The sequence below is a fragment of the Peribacillus sp. FSL K6-5616 genome (assembly GCF_038008245.1).
GTDB classification, from domain to species: domain Bacteria; phylum Bacillota; class Bacilli; order Bacillales; family DSM-1321; genus Peribacillus; species Peribacillus frigoritolerans.
Genome location: NZ_JBBOYT010000001.1, coordinates 3,695,097 through 3,711,643, shown reverse-complemented (window position 1 = coordinate 3,711,643; position 16,547 = coordinate 3,695,097). Strand labels below are relative to the sequence as shown.

Sequence of the window (16,547 nt, the reverse complement as noted above, 5' to 3'; positions counted from 1 at the left end):
TTTTCCACAAATGGAATATCTTTATTTCTCAAATTTATGAAACGAAATGAACATTCAAACGTATAAAAAAAGAATATATTCAATGGTATATTTGTTCGGCGGGGTAATTAAATGAAAATCATCATGACGGAGGTTATTTAATTGGATAAAGAAAGTAAGGAAATAAAGAAATCGAGATTTTACAAAGTAGGGATGGGGTTCCTTATCATTTCCCTTCTCACTTGGATCATTCCTGTCGCAGCTCCTTTTACGCCATTTTCGACTGCGGTTAAGGCTGGGGTCATAACAGGTGCGATTGTCTTTGCGGAAGTGATGTTTTGGGCAGGCGCGCTTTTGGTCGGGAAAGAAGTGGCCGCTAAATATAAAGGCTATTTAAACCCGAAAAATTGGAGAAAAGAAAAAGGCTGAAGCGGTTTTTTATAAAAAAGGGCTGGGAGTGAAGCTCAAATGGAAACTGAGTTGTTGAAAGTTTTCGATTCCAATCGCATTCAAACCGGCGTGGCTTCGCGAGAGGAAGTACATAGATTGGGACATTGGCATGAGGTTTTCCATTGCTGGTTCGCAAGTTCGGAAGCGGGCGTGGATTACCTATATCTTCAGCATCGTTGTGCGATGAAAAAAGATTATCCGAATCTATGGGATATTACGGCTGCCGGCCATTTATTGGCTCATGAAACGGTATACGACGGAGTAAGGGAGATTAAAGAAGAGCTAGGCATTGACGTTTCCTTTGACGAGTTGGTTCCATTAGGGATTATTGAATACCATCAAACGAAAGAAGGTTTCATCGATAAAGAACTGGCAAACGTCTTTCTATATGAACGTGCACATGGCTTCGATGATTTCACCCTGCAGCCAGAAGAGGTTTCCGGGATGGTGAAGGTTGTGCTGACTGACTTCGAAGAGCTTTGGACCGAAGCGAAGGACAAAGTGAATATTAAGGGATTTGAAATGAATCACGAAGGCCGCAGGATGATGATCGATCGATTTGTAGGACGGAGTGAGTTCGTTCCGCATGATCGTTCCTATTATGATAGCATCATTAGATTGATCAAAGAAAAACTCGCTAAATGAAAATAAAGCCCTGACAAAACGATTCGGGTTTTGTCGGGGCTTTTCTTTTTTCTTGAAAAATCATTAAGTATATCGACCTGTATCTTTCCTGATCAACGGTAGTCTATTGGCTCGTTTTGTTCCAGCTTGATACGCATAAGTTCTTAGTTGTTACCTTATTTTGTCCTGAATGGCTCATAGGGATAATGACTTTGTCTCTGTGATGATTCAGCTGATAAAGCGAGACACACCAGACTGTAATGATGATGCCGGGCTGCAACGTAAGGGCGGGGATGTAGTTTTTCATGAACTAGGGAATTTATCACTTGTAAGAATATTACAAAATTGTAAGATGAACAGTGTATAAATTTTGTTAAGGGGATGAGTGAAATAATGAAAAAAATGGTTTTATGCATTTCATTTTTTGTAGCTTCTTTAGTCCTTTTTGGCTCCCTTGATTCTTTTGCGAGCAAAGCTTCAGCAGAAACACACACCTATGATGGAAAAAGTCCTTACTATAATGGTTGTGCGAATAGCGCTGTCACGAAGAAGTCGGTGAAAATTTATGCCAATGGCGGTTCTGCCAATTTGGAGTTGAAATTCAGCACTGTGTGTAAAACCGCCTGGGCGAAGATCACTCTAAGCAGACCGGCTAAAGCAGATGGTGAGGCAACGGCATTGGTTGTCCGCAATACTGATAATAAACAATTCAGCTGTGCATCTCCTGGAGGAAATGGTGAAATAAATAAAGGTCAAACGTCATGCTATACACCGATGGTATATGATTTAGATCCGCGAAAAGCAAAAGCGGTAGCCTTTTGGCCATATACAGCAGGTGAAACCGACTGGTATTAATGAAAAAAGAAAAACCTTCATCTAAATTTTTGCAAAGAAAGGATGAATGAATTGAATAAAAAGCTTAAAATGATAGGTTTATCCATGGTGATGACACTGTCGATGTTTATTGTCGACTTTGGATTTGGAAAAAATCAAGCACTGGCCGAAACACACACCTATGATGGAAAAAGTCCATACTATAATAGTTGTGCAAATTCGGCGGTAACGAAGGATAAAAAATGGATCGATTCCAATTCGTACGTAGAATTGAAATACAGCACTGTGTGTAAAACCGCCTGGGCAAAAGTGACCGTAACACGCCCCGCCGTATACAATCATGAAGCGGATGCAAGAATCGTCCGAAGTACTGATGGTAAGGCCTATACATGCTCAAGTTCCGGGGGCAATGGTGTTGTGAATATCGGGCAGACCTCATGCTATACACCAATGGTATATGATTATGACCCGCGCAAAGCACAGGCCCAAGGGATCCATGCGATTCCAAATAGTGATGCCTATAATAAAGCGGTGACTATTTGGTACTAAAAAACAAAAACGCAAAAAAGCATCCTTATAGCCGGATGCTTTTTTTGCGGTCAGATTGTGCTTCCAATTGAAGTAGATATCGTTTCATCTCCGTACCTCCACGGTAGCCGGTAATGGCCCCGTTTTTTCCGATAACCCTGTGACATGGCACCGTGATCAGAATTGGGTTGGCGCCAATGGCCGTACCAACCGCCCGAATAGCTGCAGGTCTTTGGATGATTTGGGCAATATCGGAATAGGAACAGGTTTGTCCATAGGGTATTTGATTCAGCGCTGCCCAAATTTCTTGTTGAAAGGGGGTGCCTTTTATATCTGCGGGAAGAGAGAAAGTCTGCCTGGTTCCTTCGAAATATTCTTGTAGTTCTTTTAGATAGGGATTTAATGCTTTTTTATTTTCAACAAGGTTCGCATTTGGAAAGCGTTTTTGCATCAAGGACTTCAGTTCTTCATACGTTTGACCGGGAGAGCCTACATAGCAAAGCCCTTTTTCCGTCCTGGCCACATATAATTGCCACTTATCATAATGCAATATGGACCAGTCAATGGTTTGTTTTTTATCATTCTTCATTTGCTTCACGCTCCAAAGCTTGAGTTTTGAGATAAGCATTCCTATATCCTGAAGGGGTATTCCCCATTTTCCTTTTGAATAACGTCATGAAATAGGGCGTACTGGAGAACCCGGTAGCGAAGCCTATTTCAGTTATCGGCAGTTCGGAGGTTTCCAGCAGCCTCACCGCTTTTTCAAGGCGAAGCCGCTGAATGTATTCAGTGGGCGATATTCCCTTCACTCGCTTGAATGATCGTTGTAAATGATACGGGCTGCCGTGGGAAATATCCGCCAATTTGTTCAAAGTGAGGGGTTCGCTGTAATGGGTGTCGATCCATTCGGCTATTTGTTCAACCCATTCTTCTGTCGGCACATTCAGTCCTTCCGGTTTACATCGTTTACAAGGCCGGAACTCCTCTTCCAAAGCCATCATGGCATTTTTGAAGATCTTCACGTTTTCCTTTTTAGGCACCCTTGATTTACAGGAGGGCCTGCAAAAGATGCCTGTCGTAATTACCCCGTATAAAAAATGATCATCATATGCTGCATCACAATCTATAATAGCTTTCCAATACTCATTCGGGAAATCTGCTTTTTTCGGATTCACTACATTCACCTCTCCATTTAGTATACAAGAAAGGGTTGATATACAAACATTTTGATAATATAAAAGCAAGATAACGTAATTGTTCAATAAATTTTGTTAAAATTAGGGAGTTAAATGAAAGAGCAAGATAACGTATCGGTTTGTCATTAGAATAAAGCTAAAGGAGGGAGCAGAATGAAAGAGACATTATCAAATGATGAAGGCATGAATGAATTGAGAATTCATGCACCAAAAGAGTTTAGTTTTTCGGAAAATCTTAAATATTTATCAAGATCCTCCAATGAATGTCTGTTCGATATTGTTGATCAAAAGATTTATCGAGCACTGGTTGTCGAAAACGAGACACTTTTAGTAGAAATCAGTGCGGTGGATGAAACGGAGCTGAACGTTCGTTTTCCAGGACGAACTGCACCGATGGATAATCAGGTAAAGAATGCTGTTTCCCAATACGTTCGTCACTGGTTCGATCTTGAGACAAATCTGCTTCCTTTTTATGAATTGGCCCAAAAGGACCCTTTATTGCAAAAGCCGGTAAGCCAATTCTTCGGCTTGAGAAATATGGGCATCCCTGATTTATTTGAAGCGGTTGCCTGGGGAATACTTGGTCAGCAGATTAACTTGACTTATGCCTATACCTTGAAACGGAGGCTTGTGGAGGGATTTGGTGAATATGTTGAATTCGAAGGAAAGCAATATTGGCTGTTTCCGACACCTGATGCGATCGCGAAATTGACCGTCGAAGATTTTTCCGATTTAAGGATGACCGTAAAGAAGTGTGAATATTTAATAGGTGTTGCTCAACTGATTGCAGAAGGGGAACTTACTAAAGAAAAGCTATTGAATGCAAAGGATGTAAAAGAGGCTGAAAAAATGCTGACCAACATACGGGGAATCGGTCCGTGGACAGCGAACTATGTCTTGATGCGCTGTTTGCGTTTTCCAGCAGCCTTTCCCATCGATGACGTCGGGCTGCATAATTCCATGAAACTGCTCATGCAAACAGAAGCAAAACCAACGAAAGCGGAAATCCGGAAACTATCGGAAGCGTGGGCCGATTGGGAATCCTATGCAACCTTCTATTTATGGAGATTGCTATATTGAATCTACTTCGGAGAAAAACCAGCAAGATTCGTCGATATATCATCATTTCCTGAGAAATACTAGCAAGGTTCGTCGATATATCTCCATATTTGGAGATAAAACAATAGAATTCGTCGATATATCTCCATTTTCGGAGATAAAACAATAAATTTCGACGATATATCTCCATATTCGGAGATAAACAGTAGAATTCGTTGATATATCCCCCGTATTCGGAGATAAAACTATAGATTACGTCGATATATCTCCATTTTCTAAGTTAAATTTAATTTCCAGCCCAAACACGTTGGGTCCATATTTCATAACTTATTACATTCAATCTTATAGAGGTGAATGACCATGTATATGTACCCAACGTATCATTATGAAGATCAAGCTTATCTTGAACGGCAGTTTCCCGGTCTACCCGGATTTCCGGGCATACCTGGTTTACCTCAATTTCCGGGTCAGCCAGGACCACCGCCGGGTTCGCAAGCACCGACAGCCCCTCCGCCAGCATTTATCCCCCAACAGCAATCGGCTTCAACATTTGCCGTAGATCCGGGTGCGATTTCGTTTTGTCTGTTCAGGAATACTTTTATATGGCTAAACAATGGTGCACGTTTCTGGTATTATCCCATTTTCGTCGGTCCGCGTTCTGTTGCCGGCTTCAGGTGGAATGGCAGGTTCTGGACGGTTTTTGGCATTGATACAAGACAAATCAAATCATTTAGCTGTTTTTGAAAAAATGCTCAAAGGAGATGTTTCCTTTGAGCATTTTATGTTTCTGATTGTTTTGCTTTCAAGACAGAAGCAGCATTGTCCAAAGATAAACATCATTAAGATTACAAGGTGGAAAACAACTGCTACTTGAACTTCGCACCATCATCGGCGTGTTCATCTTTCTTAAAATAGGAAATAAACGGCCAACAATGTTCAATATTTAATAGAAATGGTAAAATCATTATGCTCCTATAAAAATTAGTGAATGAAAATGAAAATAGAGGATGCTGTTGAATATGAGGAAAGTATCGCTGGAAACCAAGATTCTCGGGTTAGTTCTATCGTTGAGCCTGTTTTTGATCCTGTTATTGACGACTACTTTTTCCTATATGGAAGGAAGGCAAATAGCGAAGGATAAAGGTCAATTGGCGTTGGAGCTTTCAAAGACGATTAGCTTCATGCCTACCGTTACAGAGGCTTTTGAGACGGATGATCCCGCTGGCATCATCCAGCCGATTGCCGAAAAGATCCGCAGGGAAACAGGTGCTGAGTTCATCGTTGTAGGGAATGCAGAGGGAATTCGCTATTCCCATCCGCTGGCTTCCGAAATTGGGAAGCGGATGGAAGGCGGGGATAATAGCAGGGCCATTCGGGAAGGCGAATATTATGTCTCCGAAGCGGCAGGATCACTCGGTCTTTCCATTCGGGGGAAGTCACCGGTATTCAATGAGGATGGAAAAATAATTGGAATCGTCTCCGTCGGTTTTTTGGTGGACGATGTCCGCGCCCAAATTTTCAAGGATTTGTCCAAGGAGATGATTGTATCTTTAGTGGCCATCATGATCTCGATCATTGGCAGTTATATGCTGGCAAGGAGCATACGTAAAGATACACTGGGGTTGGAACCATTTGAAATCGCCAATTTATATAAAGAAAAAAATGCAGTGCTTCAATCGGTGAAAGAAGGGATTCTGGCCATTGACCAAAATGGGCTGATTACCTCGATGAATCAGCCGGCAAAAAAATTGCTGGATATTAAAGAGTCCGTTCGCCATTTGAACGTCGATGGCCTATTTCCTTCGAAATATTTATTCGAGGTGCTGAAGTCCGGTGAACCGCAAGTGGATAAGGAGATTTCATGGGAAGACAAATCCGTTATCGTCAATTGTACGCCGATTTTCGATAGTGAAGGGGTAAGCGGTGTTGTCGCTTCGTTCCGTGATCGAACGGAAATTGAGGAAATGGTCAACACATTATCGGAAGTGAAGATGCATTCAGAGGATTTAAGGGCACAAACCCATGAATTTACCAATAAACTATACGTCCTATCAGGATTGATACAATTAGGGGAATATGATGAAGCAATCGATATGATTCAAAGCGAAACATCAGAATTGCATTCCCTGAACCGTGTCGTGTTCGAACAGATAAAGGATACAAAGGTACAAGCCCTGTTACTTGGCAAGATCGGGAAAGCATCGGAGAAGAAGATCATCTTTGAAATAGACGCACAAAGCTACCTAGAGAAACTGCCGGATCATATAAAATTGTCACAACTAACATTGATTCTAGGCAACATTATCGATAATGCACTTGAAGCGGTTTCAAGCATGGAGGAGCCGCTCGTGAAATTTTTCGCCACAGATATCGGAAATGATATGGTATTTGAAGTGAGTGATAACGGAAAAGGAATACCTGAGGATGCCATCGCCCATATTTTCGATCGGGGTTTCACTTCGAAAAACAGCGGAAGTCCGAGTGGTTATGGACTTTCGAATGCTGATCATGTCGTCAAAGAGCTGGGCGGCATCATCGAGGTTCAAAGCGAGGATGGGAACACCATATTCACCGTTTATCTTCCTAAAGAACAGTGAGGAGGGAAAGAATGCAGAAGATAAGAGCAGTCATCGCAGAAGATGATTTTCGTGTAGCGGATATCCATGAAAAATTCTTGAAAAACTTTGATGAAATAGAAGTGGTCGGAAAAGCTGTCAATGCCAAAAAAACGCTTCGGATCTTGGAACAAAAAAGCCCGGATCTGCTTTTGCTTGATGTTTATATGCCAGATCAGCTTGGTACAGACCTCCTTCCGGACATACGGAAAAAATTCCCGAATGTGGATATCATCATGATTACCGCGGCAACGGATAAAGAACAACTGGAAAAGGCGCTTCACTATGGTGTGGAGAATTATTTAATTAAACCAGTGGAGATGAAGCGCTTCAACCAAGTTATCGAAGAGTATCTGAAGAAAGTCCATCTGATGAAATCCAAACAAGAGATAGACCAGGATTTTGTGGATCTCATTTTGAAAAAGGGTTCATCCGTTTTGGAATCGAACGATGGGCAGGACCTGCCGAAAGGGGTCGACGAAATCACTTTGGCGAAGGTGATAGAGGTACTCGAAGCAAGCGATATCGGTTTGTCGGCTGAACAAGTGAGCGGACAGATCGGTGCTTCCAGGACAACCGCGAGACGCTATCTGGAATACTTGATTTCCGTTAAGAAATGTAAAGCGGAAGTCGTATATGGGGTAGTGGGGAGACCTGAGCGAAGATATTATAAAATTCAATAGAATTAAGTGAGAGACACCTTCAAGATTGAAGGTGTTTTTTTTATGATGCATCGTTTGAAAGATTATGAAAAAAGCAATATATGTCAAAAAAACGATATGTTAATCTGTTATCCTTTTCTTAAGGAGGTTCGGAAATGAGATATAGCCCCATCATCCAAAAAACGATTGAATATATAGAGAATAGCTTACAAGCCGAATTGTCCTTGGAGAACATCTCTCGATTCGCAGGTTTTTCGAAGTTTCATTATCATCGTATTTTTCACAAGGAGGTTGGTGTGACCGTATCGGAATATATTCGATATCGAAGAATTGCCAATGCAGCTAACATGCTGCTTTATACCGATGAAAAAATAATCGATATTGCTTTATATTACCGCTTTGAAACACAGGAATCCTTTACTCGTTCATTCAAGAAATACTATGACCTGCCGCCAGGGCAATATCGGAAACTCGTAAGTAAACTAACCTTGCAAAAGGAGGAAATGACGATGAAGAACGAACAATTATTAAAAGGCTGGAATGTAAGCGGGAGTCATCCATTCAATTATCAAATGGGAATTGACCGGGAGACATTCCATAAAGGCCAGGCATCAGGATTCCTGAAATCCGTCACTACCGAATCCAAGGAGGAATTTGCAACGATGATGCAGCAATTCAAGGCGGAAAATTACCTTGGTAAAAGAATGAAACTGTCGGGTTTTTTAAAATCAAAAGGTGTTGATGGATTTTGTGGTTTATGGATGAGGGTGGATAATGCGCTTCAGGATGTTTTACAATTCGACAATATGGGGGATCGGCCCATCGTCAACGATACGGAATGGAACCATTACTATATTGTCCTGGATGTACCCGAAAACAGTGCCATCATTTCATTCGGGGTCCTTCTTTCAGGACGCGGCCAAGTATGGATCGATGAATTGGAATTCGAGGAAGTCAGTATCGATACACCAACGACCAATATAGACTACGGCTGCGACCTATTGGACGGACCGGCAAATTTATCATTTGAAGAATGAATGCGCCTAAATAATTGCTGAATTCCTTAAAGAACGCGCCATTCAACCCGGGGAGTGGCGCTCGGTTCATCCTCGAAAAATCGCTTCCGTGAACACAATGAACACAATTAACAAAATAGTTTTAAAACACAATAAATTGAGAACGCTTACAAATGAAGCGGTTTCATATACACTTTATCTTATTAGAAGATAGGAGTGATAGATATGCTCGCTTTATTAGGATACTTGATGATAGTAGTGTTTATGATTTTAATTATGACAGGGCGACTTTCAGCCATGATAGCTTTGATTGCAGTACCAAGTGCCTTTGCACTTATTGGCGGGTTTGGCGGTAAAATGGGTGAGATGGCGCTGGAAGGCATCAAAGACGTTGCGCCAACGGGAATCATGATTTTATTTGCGATCCTTTTCTTTGGCATTTTGATTGATGCTGGGGTTTTTGACCCGATCATCAATACGATTCTTAAGGTTGTAAAAGGAGATCCGGTGAAAATTGCCATCGGCACGGCAGTCCTGGCTTTGCTGATTTCCTTGGATGGAGATGGTACGACTACATATATGATAACGATTTCAGCCATGCTTCCGCTATATAAACGGATTGGAATGAGACCGCTAGTATTGGCCGGTATTGCCGTTTCGTCATCTGGAGTCATGAACCTTCTTCCTTGGGGAGGCCCTACAGCACGGGTGATGACCGCTTTAAAACTTGAAATGTCCGATGTTTTCACCCCTGTCATTCCTGCGATGATTGGCGGAGTACTATTCGTCCTTTTCATGGCATATTGCCTGGGTAAAAAAGAAAGAAAGAGAATCGGGATCATTGAAGTCGATTATCATGCTGTGGCACAGCACGCGGCTGCAACGGAAGATGCTTATCTTAAACGGCCTAAATTGATCATATTCAATTACGCATTGACTCTTACACTGCTGGTTGCGCTGATTATGGAACTTATGCCTTCAGCGGTTCTGTTCATGGTAGGTTTCGCGATTGCCATTACAGTTAACTATCCGAAACTCAGTGATCAGAAGGAACGTGTAGCAAACTATGCCGACAATGCTTTATCTGTTATTTCGATGATTTTTGCAGCAGGTGTTTTCACTGGAATCCTTGCCGGCACGGAGATGGTCGATGCCATGGCAAACTCTTTGATTCAGCATATTCCAGATCAAATGGGCGCACATTTTGCTGTCATCACAGCCATCATCTCAGCACCTTTTACGTTCTTCATGTCTAATGACGCATTTTATTATGGGGTGCTCCCATTGCTTGCTAAAGCGGGAGCTGCTTATGGAATTGACCCTGCCCTGATCGGCAGAGCTTCACTATTGGGGCTTCCTGTCCATCTACTAAGCCCGCTTGTTCCATCTACCTATCTATTGGTTGGAATGGTAGGGGAAGATTTCGGTGCCTTGCAGCGCACTTTCCTGAAATGGGCATGCGGATCGACGCTTGTCATGATAGTGGTTTGCGTCCTATTGGGAATCATCCCGCTATAAAGCTCTAAGAGTCCCGTTCGTCACGTTGGCGAACGGGACTCTTTTCTGTCTGCATCAAGCGCTGAATAAATCTGGAAAAGTGAGATACATTATGTTTGTCTTCTCTTTCGCGACAAAGTTAGCTTTTTCTTTTATTGAATGAGGGATGTACGTACCTTAAGATTAAAGGAAACTATATTAATAAGAAGGGAAGAGAGCAAAAATGGCTCACTTTAATATAAAAGTTGCAGTTCAAAAGTTCGGTAACTTTCTAAGTTCAATGGTCATGCCGAATATATCAGCTTTCATAGCATGGGGGCTAATCACTGCCCTATTCATCCCATCTGGTTTCCTGCCAAATGAAAGCCTTGCCAAAATGGTTACACCGATGGTTACGTTTTTATTGCCGCTTTTAATTGGGTATACGGGCGGTAAGCTAATCCATGACCACCGCGGCGGTGTAGTCGGTGCCATTGCGACAATGGGCGTCATCGTCGGATCTGACATCCCGATGTTCCTTGGAGCCATGATAATGGGACCGTTCGGCGGTTATGTCATCAAGAAATTCGATCAATTGATTGAAGGGAAAATAAAAGCAGGTTTTGAAATGCTTGTTAATAATTTCTCGGCGGGGATTATTGGCGGCTTATTGTCCATTCTATCCTTCTTGGCCATCGGGCCTGCTGTTGACGTATTTACAGGCTGGCTTGTAGCAGGAGTCGATTGGCTTGTCGGTACAGGTTTACTGCCGTTGACAAGTATTCTGATCGAGCCTGCCAAGGTCTTGTTCTTGAACAATGCCATCAATCATGGTGTACTATCACCAATTGGTGTAGAGCAAGTTAAACAAACAGGGGCTTCCATCCTGTTCCTTCTGGAATCGAATCCAGGACCAGGTATCGGCGTACTGCTTGCTTATTGCTTTTTTGGAAAGGGAACGGCGAAGAAATCGGCGCCAGGAGCTGCCATCATTCATTTCTTCGGCGGGATCCATGAAATTTATTTCCCTTATATCCTAATGAAGCCGATGTTATTCTTAGCCGTCATTCTTGGAGGCATGAGTGGAGTTTTCACTTTGGTCCTACTGGGCGGAGGATTGTTCGCTCCAGCATCTCCAGGCAGCATACTTGCCATTACAGCGGTAACTCCGCATAATGCAGGTGCATATATTGCTAACTTTGCAGGCGTCATCGTAGCCGCCCTTGTTTCATTCATCGTCGGTGCATTCATCCTGAAAACAGGAAAGCAATCTGAAGAGAATATTGAAGATGCCGCGAAAAAAATGCAAGAAATGAAAGGCAAGAAAAGCTCTGTTGCCGATGTATTCGCTTCAGATCCTGGAACGATGCCAACAAACGTCAGCAAAATAATATTTGCCTGCGATGCCGGGATGGGATCAAGTGCGATGGGGGCTTCGCTGCTTCGCAAGAAGGTGAAGGAAGCCGGATTGAATATTACTGTTACAAATACGGCAATCTCAAACATTCCTGTTGATGCACAAATCGTCATTACACAGGAAGAGTTAACTCCAAGGGCACAGAATAAAGTGCCGAATGCCTATCATGTATCCGTCGATAATTTCCTATCAAGCCCTGAATACGATTCATTGCTTGCACGGCTTCAGGATGACGGTACCGATGAGCTGCATGAAATCGTCGAAGATGCGGAAGAGAAGGTTCCCGGTGTTCGTGAACACTCAATCGAGCCTGGCATCGACGAGGATGAGCAGGAAGGTAATGAATTGCTTCGCGAAGAAAATGTCTTCCTTAATCAACAATTCGCCAATAAGGAAGAAGCGATCCGCTTTGCGGGAAGAGCTTTGGTCAATGCAGGTTACGTTAAGGAAAGCTATATTGAAGCGATGATTGCCCGTGATGAATTGACTTCAACATATATGGGGAATGATGTAGCCATTCCGCACGGAACCGAGGAAGCTAAGAAAGATGTCCTTAAATCCGGATTTACCGTTTTACAAATTCCTGATGGTGTCGACTTTGACGGCCAAAAGGCAAGATTGATATTCGGCATTGCCGGCAAGGACGGGACACATCTTGAAATTCTATCTGGCATTGCAGTTACATGCTCTGACATGGAGAATATTGAAAAGATGGTTAAAGCCACATCAGCCAGGGAATTGATGGATATTATAAGTGTAGAAAATAATTAAATACTCTTAACAAAGAATAGAAAAGCGTTATACGCTTTTCTATTCAGTATTTTCTCGTGTTACTCCACCAGAAATGAGTTGGTAGCATGTATATTACTTCAAGGGAAAAATCAATCATAGAATTGATCATAAAAACTTCAGGAAAACATACAGCCTTATCCATTGCGACACAATTGAATGTTAGTGTCCGGACGGTTCAACGCGATCTGAAGTCCATAGAAAAAATCCTGCAATCATTCGAGTTGCATTTAACACGCAATACACATGAGGGACTGTCCATCGACGGGAAGAATGAACAAGTCTTTCGGCTTGTACAGCATCTGATGGGCAATCATCCGATCGATCAAACGCCACAAGAAAGAAAACTGCATCTTCTTTTAGCTTTACTGCAGGAAGAATCGTATAAAACTCAAGTTCTTGCGGGGGATCTCGCTATAAGCATTACGACTCTTACAACCTATTTGGACGAACTGACCGAATGGTTAAAGAATTTTAATATCGTGATTACCAGAAAAAGGGGAGTCGGAATAGAGCTAGCCGGCACCGAAGAAAATAAACGGAAAGCCCAGGCAGCCTATTTCTTGCACTTCTTTAATGAAGAGCTGATTGAAAGTTTATTTTTGCTGCAAGAAGGAAAATTCCCAGAAGCGAAAATCCTCGACTATTTCGATCCCGAATATCTTCTGGCTATCGACGGGGTGCTGAACTCAACTTTTAACAGTGCCCACTCCCGATTGGCGGATAGCGGGTATATAGGGTTAATTGTACATATTTATGTAACCCTGCAAAGGAATGAAAGCCAATATTTTTTGGAGAAGGACTTCAATAAAATAAGCGAACTTTCCGATGAGAATAATCTCATGAATAAAATAGGCAAGGAACTCAGCACCATGCTGGAAGTTTCTTTTACCATCGATGATATAAGCTACCTTGCAGCCATCCTTAAAGGCTCCAAGCTTCATGCGGCTGATGCCGTTCCCTATGACAGTGTATTGCTTGGCCAGCTGATAAGAAACCTGATAAAAGATGTTTCGGCACAACTGCAAATCGATTTGACAAAGGATTTCCCATTGTATCAGGGGCTCCTTGCCCATATGGAACCATCGCTTTTCCGAATCAAACAGGAAATGGGATTGTACAACCCATTAACCGAAGATATTAAGCGAAAGTACCCGGTTCTCTTTTTGGCAGTGAAGACCAGTCTGGAAAAGGGATTTAAAGAAATAAAAGAATTTCCTGAAGATGAAATAGCCTTCATCGTCCTTCATTTCGGATCTGCATTAGTGCTGCGGGAGGAAGAAATATCAATAAGGGCACTCATCGTCTGCCCGACAGGTATCGGTACGTCGAAGATGCTTGCAAGCCGGATCAAAAAGGAAATCATCGAAATCGAGACTGTAGAAATCAAGACGATTAAAGACATCCAGCAGCAGGGCAGTCTGAAAAACTATGATGTGATCATTTCTACCGTCCGGCTTCCGTATATCGATAGTGATTATATCCTTGTATCCCCTCTATTGAGTGAAGAGAATATTTTGAACATCAGGAATTATTTAAGGAAGAATATCGAAAACTTCACGAAGAATAAGCGTTATGGCATTCAGTCATCCCATAAGGATACCGTGACCAAAAAAGAGGATGGCGAACTGAAAGAAGTGCTGCAGGAATTGAAAGATGCCCAGCAGAGCATCGAGTCGATCATGGATAATTTCCGGTTTTATCGGCTGCCGCATCGGAAAGGACATCCAGAAATCATCGAAGAAATGGTGGGGATGGCTGAAACGGAAGAGCTGCTGATGGGTGCGGATGATGTGGTCAGATCCTTGAAGGAACGGGAAAAAAAGGGCGGTTTAGGCATTCCCGGCACGGGAATGGGCCTTTTCCATACGAGACATAAGAATGTAAAAGAACTGATATTCCAGGTGGCCCACCTGGAGGAATATCGTCTGGTCAAAGGTATGGACGGTAATGACGTCCATATGAAAAATTTACTGCTGATGCTGGCACCTGAAGAATTGAGTGTGAAGCAGCAGGAAATCGTCAGCTTAATAAGTTCAAGCTTAATTGAAAGCAATGAATCCATCATGATTTTTTCATCTTCGGACGAAGAAATGATTAGAAGAAGGCTGGAAGCCATATTTTTGGATTATTTATATACTAACTTGATAAAGGGATGATTGTAATGAAACAAGCAGTACATTTCGGTGCAGGAAACATTGGAAGAGGATTTATCGGAGCACTTTTTTCAAAATCTGGATATCATGTGACATTTGTAGATATAGCTGATCAAATCATCGATCAGTTAAATGATAAAAAGCAATATCAAGTCAAACTGGCCACTGATCAACAAGAATCAGTCACTGTGAAAAATGTTTCGGGTTTAAACAGTTTAAAGCAGGAAGAGGAAGTCATTAAAGCAATTTCCGAAGCAACCTACCTCACCACTGCTATCGGTCCCAATATTTTGCCTCATATCGCTCCTTTAATTGCAAAAGGATTGGCATCAAGAGTGAAGGAAACCGATGAAAAACTATATGTGATCGCTTGCGAAAACCAAATATCGGCAACAGACCTATTAGAAGGCTACATTTTGGAAAACCTGGATCAAGCTACTAAGGAAAAACTAGCCGATAAAGTATACTTCTTCAACTCAGCAGTCGATCGCATCGTTCCTATCCAAAATAACGAAGGATCACTCGATGTTTTGGTGGAACCTTATTATGAATGGGTCGTTGAAACGAAGGAAAGCATACCTGCCGTTGAAGGGATGACAATTGTAAAAGAACTCGCCCCATTCATTGAGAGAAAACTGTTTACCGTTAATACAGGACATGCCGTCATTGCTTACCTCGGTTATCTCAAAAATAAAAAATCAACCATAGACCAGTCATTGGAAGACGCAAGCATTGTGGAGCAAGTCAAGAAAACCCTAGGGGAAACGGGCGCCTATTTAATAAAGCAATACGGCTTGGATGCAGGTGAGCATCAGCAGTATATCGAAAAAATCATTAATCGTTTTAAAAACTCCTACCTTAATGACTCGGTGAATAGAGTCGGACGTTCACCGCTGCGTAAACTCGGGCCAAACGACCGTCTCGTGCGTCCTGCCGTAGAAGCAAAGAAAGCCGGCCTATCCTATACTAATCTGGCGAAAGCGATAGCGGCCGCTTTACTCTTTGATTTTAACGAAGATGAAGAAGCCCTTAAACTGCAAACGATGATCAAAGAACACGGTGTAGCTTCAGCACTTAAGGAAGTTAGCGGATTGGACGAGAATAGCGAAATAACCGAAGAAGTCATCAACCACTACAACAACTTGAAATAAAAGCAGAAGAACTCCTGAAATCTTTTTCAGGAGTTTTTTACTTAATCAAAAAGCCAACCTATAGAAGGAACTGGCATCCGATAATCTATAAAACTCAAAAAAACCTTGTAAACAGTAATCATTACGTTTTATAATGGAAGACAGTCAAGACAAGAGAGAGTGTTTTAAAGTATAAATCGTAATCGTTTTGATTTATTTGACGAAAAGGGCTGAAGGAATGGATTGAAAAAGGAGGATTCGTGCAATAAATCGAGAATTTGGTGCATTTTTTAATAATTTGGTGCTATTGCAAGAGATTTAGAGCTGTTATTCACGAATTTAGAACAAATACTCGTGAGTTTGGAGCAAATACTCGTGAGTTTGGAGGAAATACTCGTGAGTTTGGAGCAAATACTCGTGAGTTTAGAGCAAATACTCGTGAATTAGAGCAAATACTCGTGAATTTAGAGCAAATACTCGTGAGTTTGGAGCAAATACTCGTGAGTTTAGCACATTTACTCGTGAATGGATGTTTACTCTCGAGGAGGGTTACATAGTTTGATTTCGGATAAGCAATCGGCGATGTGTTACGTCGTTTGTCATGATGGTAAAGCTG

17 protein-coding genes are annotated in these 16,547 nt (G+C 42.1%); 15 read left to right on the top strand and 2 right to left on the bottom strand.

What is annotated here, in order from left to right:
• The first annotated feature begins 141 nt into the window (after nt 1-141).
• The 4 genes from MHB45_RS17840 (at nt 142) to MHB45_RS17825 (ending at nt 2,436) form a co-directional block, all read left to right on the top strand.
• Nucleotides 142-408, top strand: coding sequence for a transporter suffix domain-containing protein (locus MHB45_RS17840; RefSeq protein WP_034309540.1), 267 nt, complete (start codon nt 142-144; stop codon nt 406-408).
• Nucleotides 409-447: 39 nt separating this feature from the next.
• The gene (locus tag MHB45_RS17835; RefSeq protein WP_340908026.1) at nt 448-1,074 is read left to right on the top strand and encodes an NUDIX hydrolase; all 627 of its coding nucleotides are present in this window, start codon (nt 448-450) and stop codon (nt 1,072-1,074) included.
• Between the two features lie 372 nt (nt 1,075-1,446).
• Nucleotides 1,447-1,908, top strand: coding sequence for a DUF2690 domain-containing protein (locus MHB45_RS17830; RefSeq protein WP_053087385.1), 462 nt, complete (start codon nt 1,447-1,449; stop codon nt 1,906-1,908).
• An 84-nt stretch (nt 1,909-1,992) separates the two neighbouring features.
• Nucleotides 1,993-2,436 (top strand): DUF2690 domain-containing protein, encoded by a 444-nt coding sequence (locus tag MHB45_RS17825; RefSeq protein ID WP_170946930.1) that lies wholly within the window; start codon nt 1,993-1,995, stop codon nt 2,434-2,436.
• Between the two features lie 25 nt (nt 2,437-2,461).
• Here MHB45_RS17825 and MHB45_RS17820 read toward each other — a convergent pair whose 3' ends face one another.
• A complete protein-coding gene (locus MHB45_RS17820; RefSeq protein WP_048683150.1) occupies nt 2,462-3,004 on the bottom strand; it encodes a methylated-DNA--[protein]-cysteine S-methyltransferase in 543 nt (180 codons plus the stop codon).
• Nucleotides 2,994-3,590 carry a bifunctional transcriptional activator/DNA repair enzyme AdaA gene (locus tag MHB45_RS17815; RefSeq protein WP_053087386.1) on the bottom strand — a complete coding sequence of 199 codons (597 nt, stop codon included), beginning with the start codon at nt 3,588-3,590 and terminating at the stop codon, nt 2,994-2,996. Before MHB45_RS17815 ends, MHB45_RS17820 begins: the two co-directional genes overlap by 11 nt.
• A gap of 174 nt (nt 3,591-3,764) precedes the next feature.
• Here MHB45_RS17815 and MHB45_RS17810 point away from each other — a divergent pair, with 174 nt between their 5' ends.
• From MHB45_RS17810 to MHB45_RS17760, 11 genes are all read left to right on the top strand, one after another.
• Entirely contained in the window at nt 3,765-4,691 is a 927-nt protein-coding gene (locus tag MHB45_RS17810) for a DNA-3-methyladenine glycosylase family protein (RefSeq protein ID WP_340908025.1), read from the top strand.
• A gap of 339 nt (nt 4,692-5,030) precedes the next feature.
• The gene (locus MHB45_RS17805) at nt 5,031-5,414 is read left to right on the top strand and encodes a collagen-like protein (protein WP_375543403.1); all 384 of its coding nucleotides are present in this window, start codon (nt 5,031-5,033) and stop codon (nt 5,412-5,414) included.
• Nucleotides 5,350-5,544, top strand: coding sequence for a hypothetical protein (locus MHB45_RS17800; RefSeq protein ID WP_340908167.1), 195 nt, complete (start codon nt 5,350-5,352; stop codon nt 5,542-5,544). The genes MHB45_RS17805 and MHB45_RS17800 overlap by 65 nt, the downstream gene beginning before the upstream one ends.
• Nucleotides 5,545-5,689: 145 nt before the next feature.
• On the top strand, nt 5,690-7,267 hold the full coding sequence (locus MHB45_RS17795) for an ATP-binding protein (protein ID WP_072273434.1): 1,578 nt from the start codon (nt 5,690-5,692) through the stop codon (nt 7,265-7,267).
• 11 nt (nt 7,268-7,278) lie between these two features.
• Complete coding sequence (locus MHB45_RS17790; RefSeq protein WP_048683166.1) at nt 7,279-7,968, top strand: response regulator; 690 nt, start codon at nt 7,279-7,281, stop codon at nt 7,966-7,968.
• A 134-nt stretch (nt 7,969-8,102) separates the two neighbouring features.
• Complete coding sequence (locus MHB45_RS17785) at nt 8,103-8,984, top strand: helix-turn-helix transcriptional regulator (RefSeq protein WP_048683171.1); 882 nt, start codon at nt 8,103-8,105, stop codon at nt 8,982-8,984.
• 204 nt (nt 8,985-9,188) lie between these two features.
• Nucleotides 9,189-10,481, top strand: a complete 1,293-nt coding sequence (locus tag MHB45_RS17780) for a CitMHS family transporter (protein ID WP_048683174.1) — start codon at nt 9,189-9,191, stop codon at nt 10,479-10,481.
• A 202-nt stretch (nt 10,482-10,683) separates the two neighbouring features.
• Nucleotides 10,684-12,627 carry a PTS mannitol transporter subunit IICBA gene (locus tag MHB45_RS17775; RefSeq protein WP_072273433.1) on the top strand — a complete coding sequence of 648 codons (1,944 nt, stop codon included), beginning with the start codon at nt 10,684-10,686 and terminating at the stop codon, nt 12,625-12,627.
• Between the two features lie 86 nt (nt 12,628-12,713).
• A complete protein-coding gene (locus MHB45_RS17770; RefSeq protein ID WP_048683181.1) occupies nt 12,714-14,804 on the top strand; it encodes a BglG family transcription antiterminator in 2,091 nt (696 codons plus the stop codon).
• Between the two features lie 5 nt (nt 14,805-14,809).
• Entirely contained in the window at nt 14,810-15,952 is a 1,143-nt protein-coding gene (locus MHB45_RS17765) for a mannitol-1-phosphate 5-dehydrogenase (RefSeq protein ID WP_072273432.1), read from the top strand.
• Between the two features lie 260 nt (nt 15,953-16,212).
• Complete coding sequence (locus MHB45_RS17760) at nt 16,213-16,488, top strand: hypothetical protein (RefSeq protein WP_048683189.1); 276 nt, start codon at nt 16,213-16,215, stop codon at nt 16,486-16,488.
• Nucleotides 16,489-16,547: the final 59 nt, after the last annotated feature.

Excerpts from the sequence above, each read along its gene's own strand:
- MHB45_RS17835 (WP_340908026.1), top strand. The coding sequence starts at position 448 with ATGGAAACTGAGTTGTTGAAAGTTTTCGATTCCAATCGCATTCAAACC.
- MHB45_RS17830 (WP_053087385.1), top strand. The coding sequence starts at position 1,447 with ATGAAAAAAATGGTTTTATGCATTTCATTTTTTGTAGCTTCTTTAGTC.
- MHB45_RS17825 (WP_170946930.1), top strand. The coding sequence starts at position 1,993 with ATGGTGATGACACTGTCGATGTTTATTGTCGACTTTGGATTTGGAAAA.
- MHB45_RS17820 (WP_048683150.1), bottom strand. The coding sequence starts at position 3,004 with ATGAAGAATGATAAAAAACAAACCATTGACTGGTCCATATTGCATTAT.
- MHB45_RS17810 (WP_340908025.1), top strand. The coding sequence starts at position 3,765 with ATGAAAGAGACATTATCAAATGATGAAGGCATGAATGAATTGAGAATT.
- MHB45_RS17805 (WP_375543403.1), top strand. The coding sequence starts at position 5,031 with ATGTATATGTACCCAACGTATCATTATGAAGATCAAGCTTATCTTGAA.
- MHB45_RS17800 (WP_340908167.1), top strand. The coding sequence starts at position 5,350 with ATGGCAGGTTCTGGACGGTTTTTGGCATTGATACAAGACAAATCAAAT.
- MHB45_RS17795 (WP_072273434.1), top strand. The coding sequence starts at position 5,690 with ATGAGGAAAGTATCGCTGGAAACCAAGATTCTCGGGTTAGTTCTATCG.
- MHB45_RS17790 (WP_048683166.1), top strand. The coding sequence starts at position 7,279 with ATGCAGAAGATAAGAGCAGTCATCGCAGAAGATGATTTTCGTGTAGCG.
- MHB45_RS17785 (WP_048683171.1), top strand. The coding sequence starts at position 8,103 with ATGAGATATAGCCCCATCATCCAAAAAACGATTGAATATATAGAGAAT.
- MHB45_RS17780 (WP_048683174.1), top strand. The coding sequence starts at position 9,189 with ATGCTCGCTTTATTAGGATACTTGATGATAGTAGTGTTTATGATTTTA.
- MHB45_RS17775 (WP_072273433.1), top strand. The coding sequence starts at position 10,684 with ATGGCTCACTTTAATATAAAAGTTGCAGTTCAAAAGTTCGGTAACTTT.
- MHB45_RS17770 (WP_048683181.1), top strand. The coding sequence starts at position 12,714 with ATGTATATTACTTCAAGGGAAAAATCAATCATAGAATTGATCATAAAA.
- MHB45_RS17765 (WP_072273432.1), top strand. The coding sequence starts at position 14,810 with ATGAAACAAGCAGTACATTTCGGTGCAGGAAACATTGGAAGAGGATTT.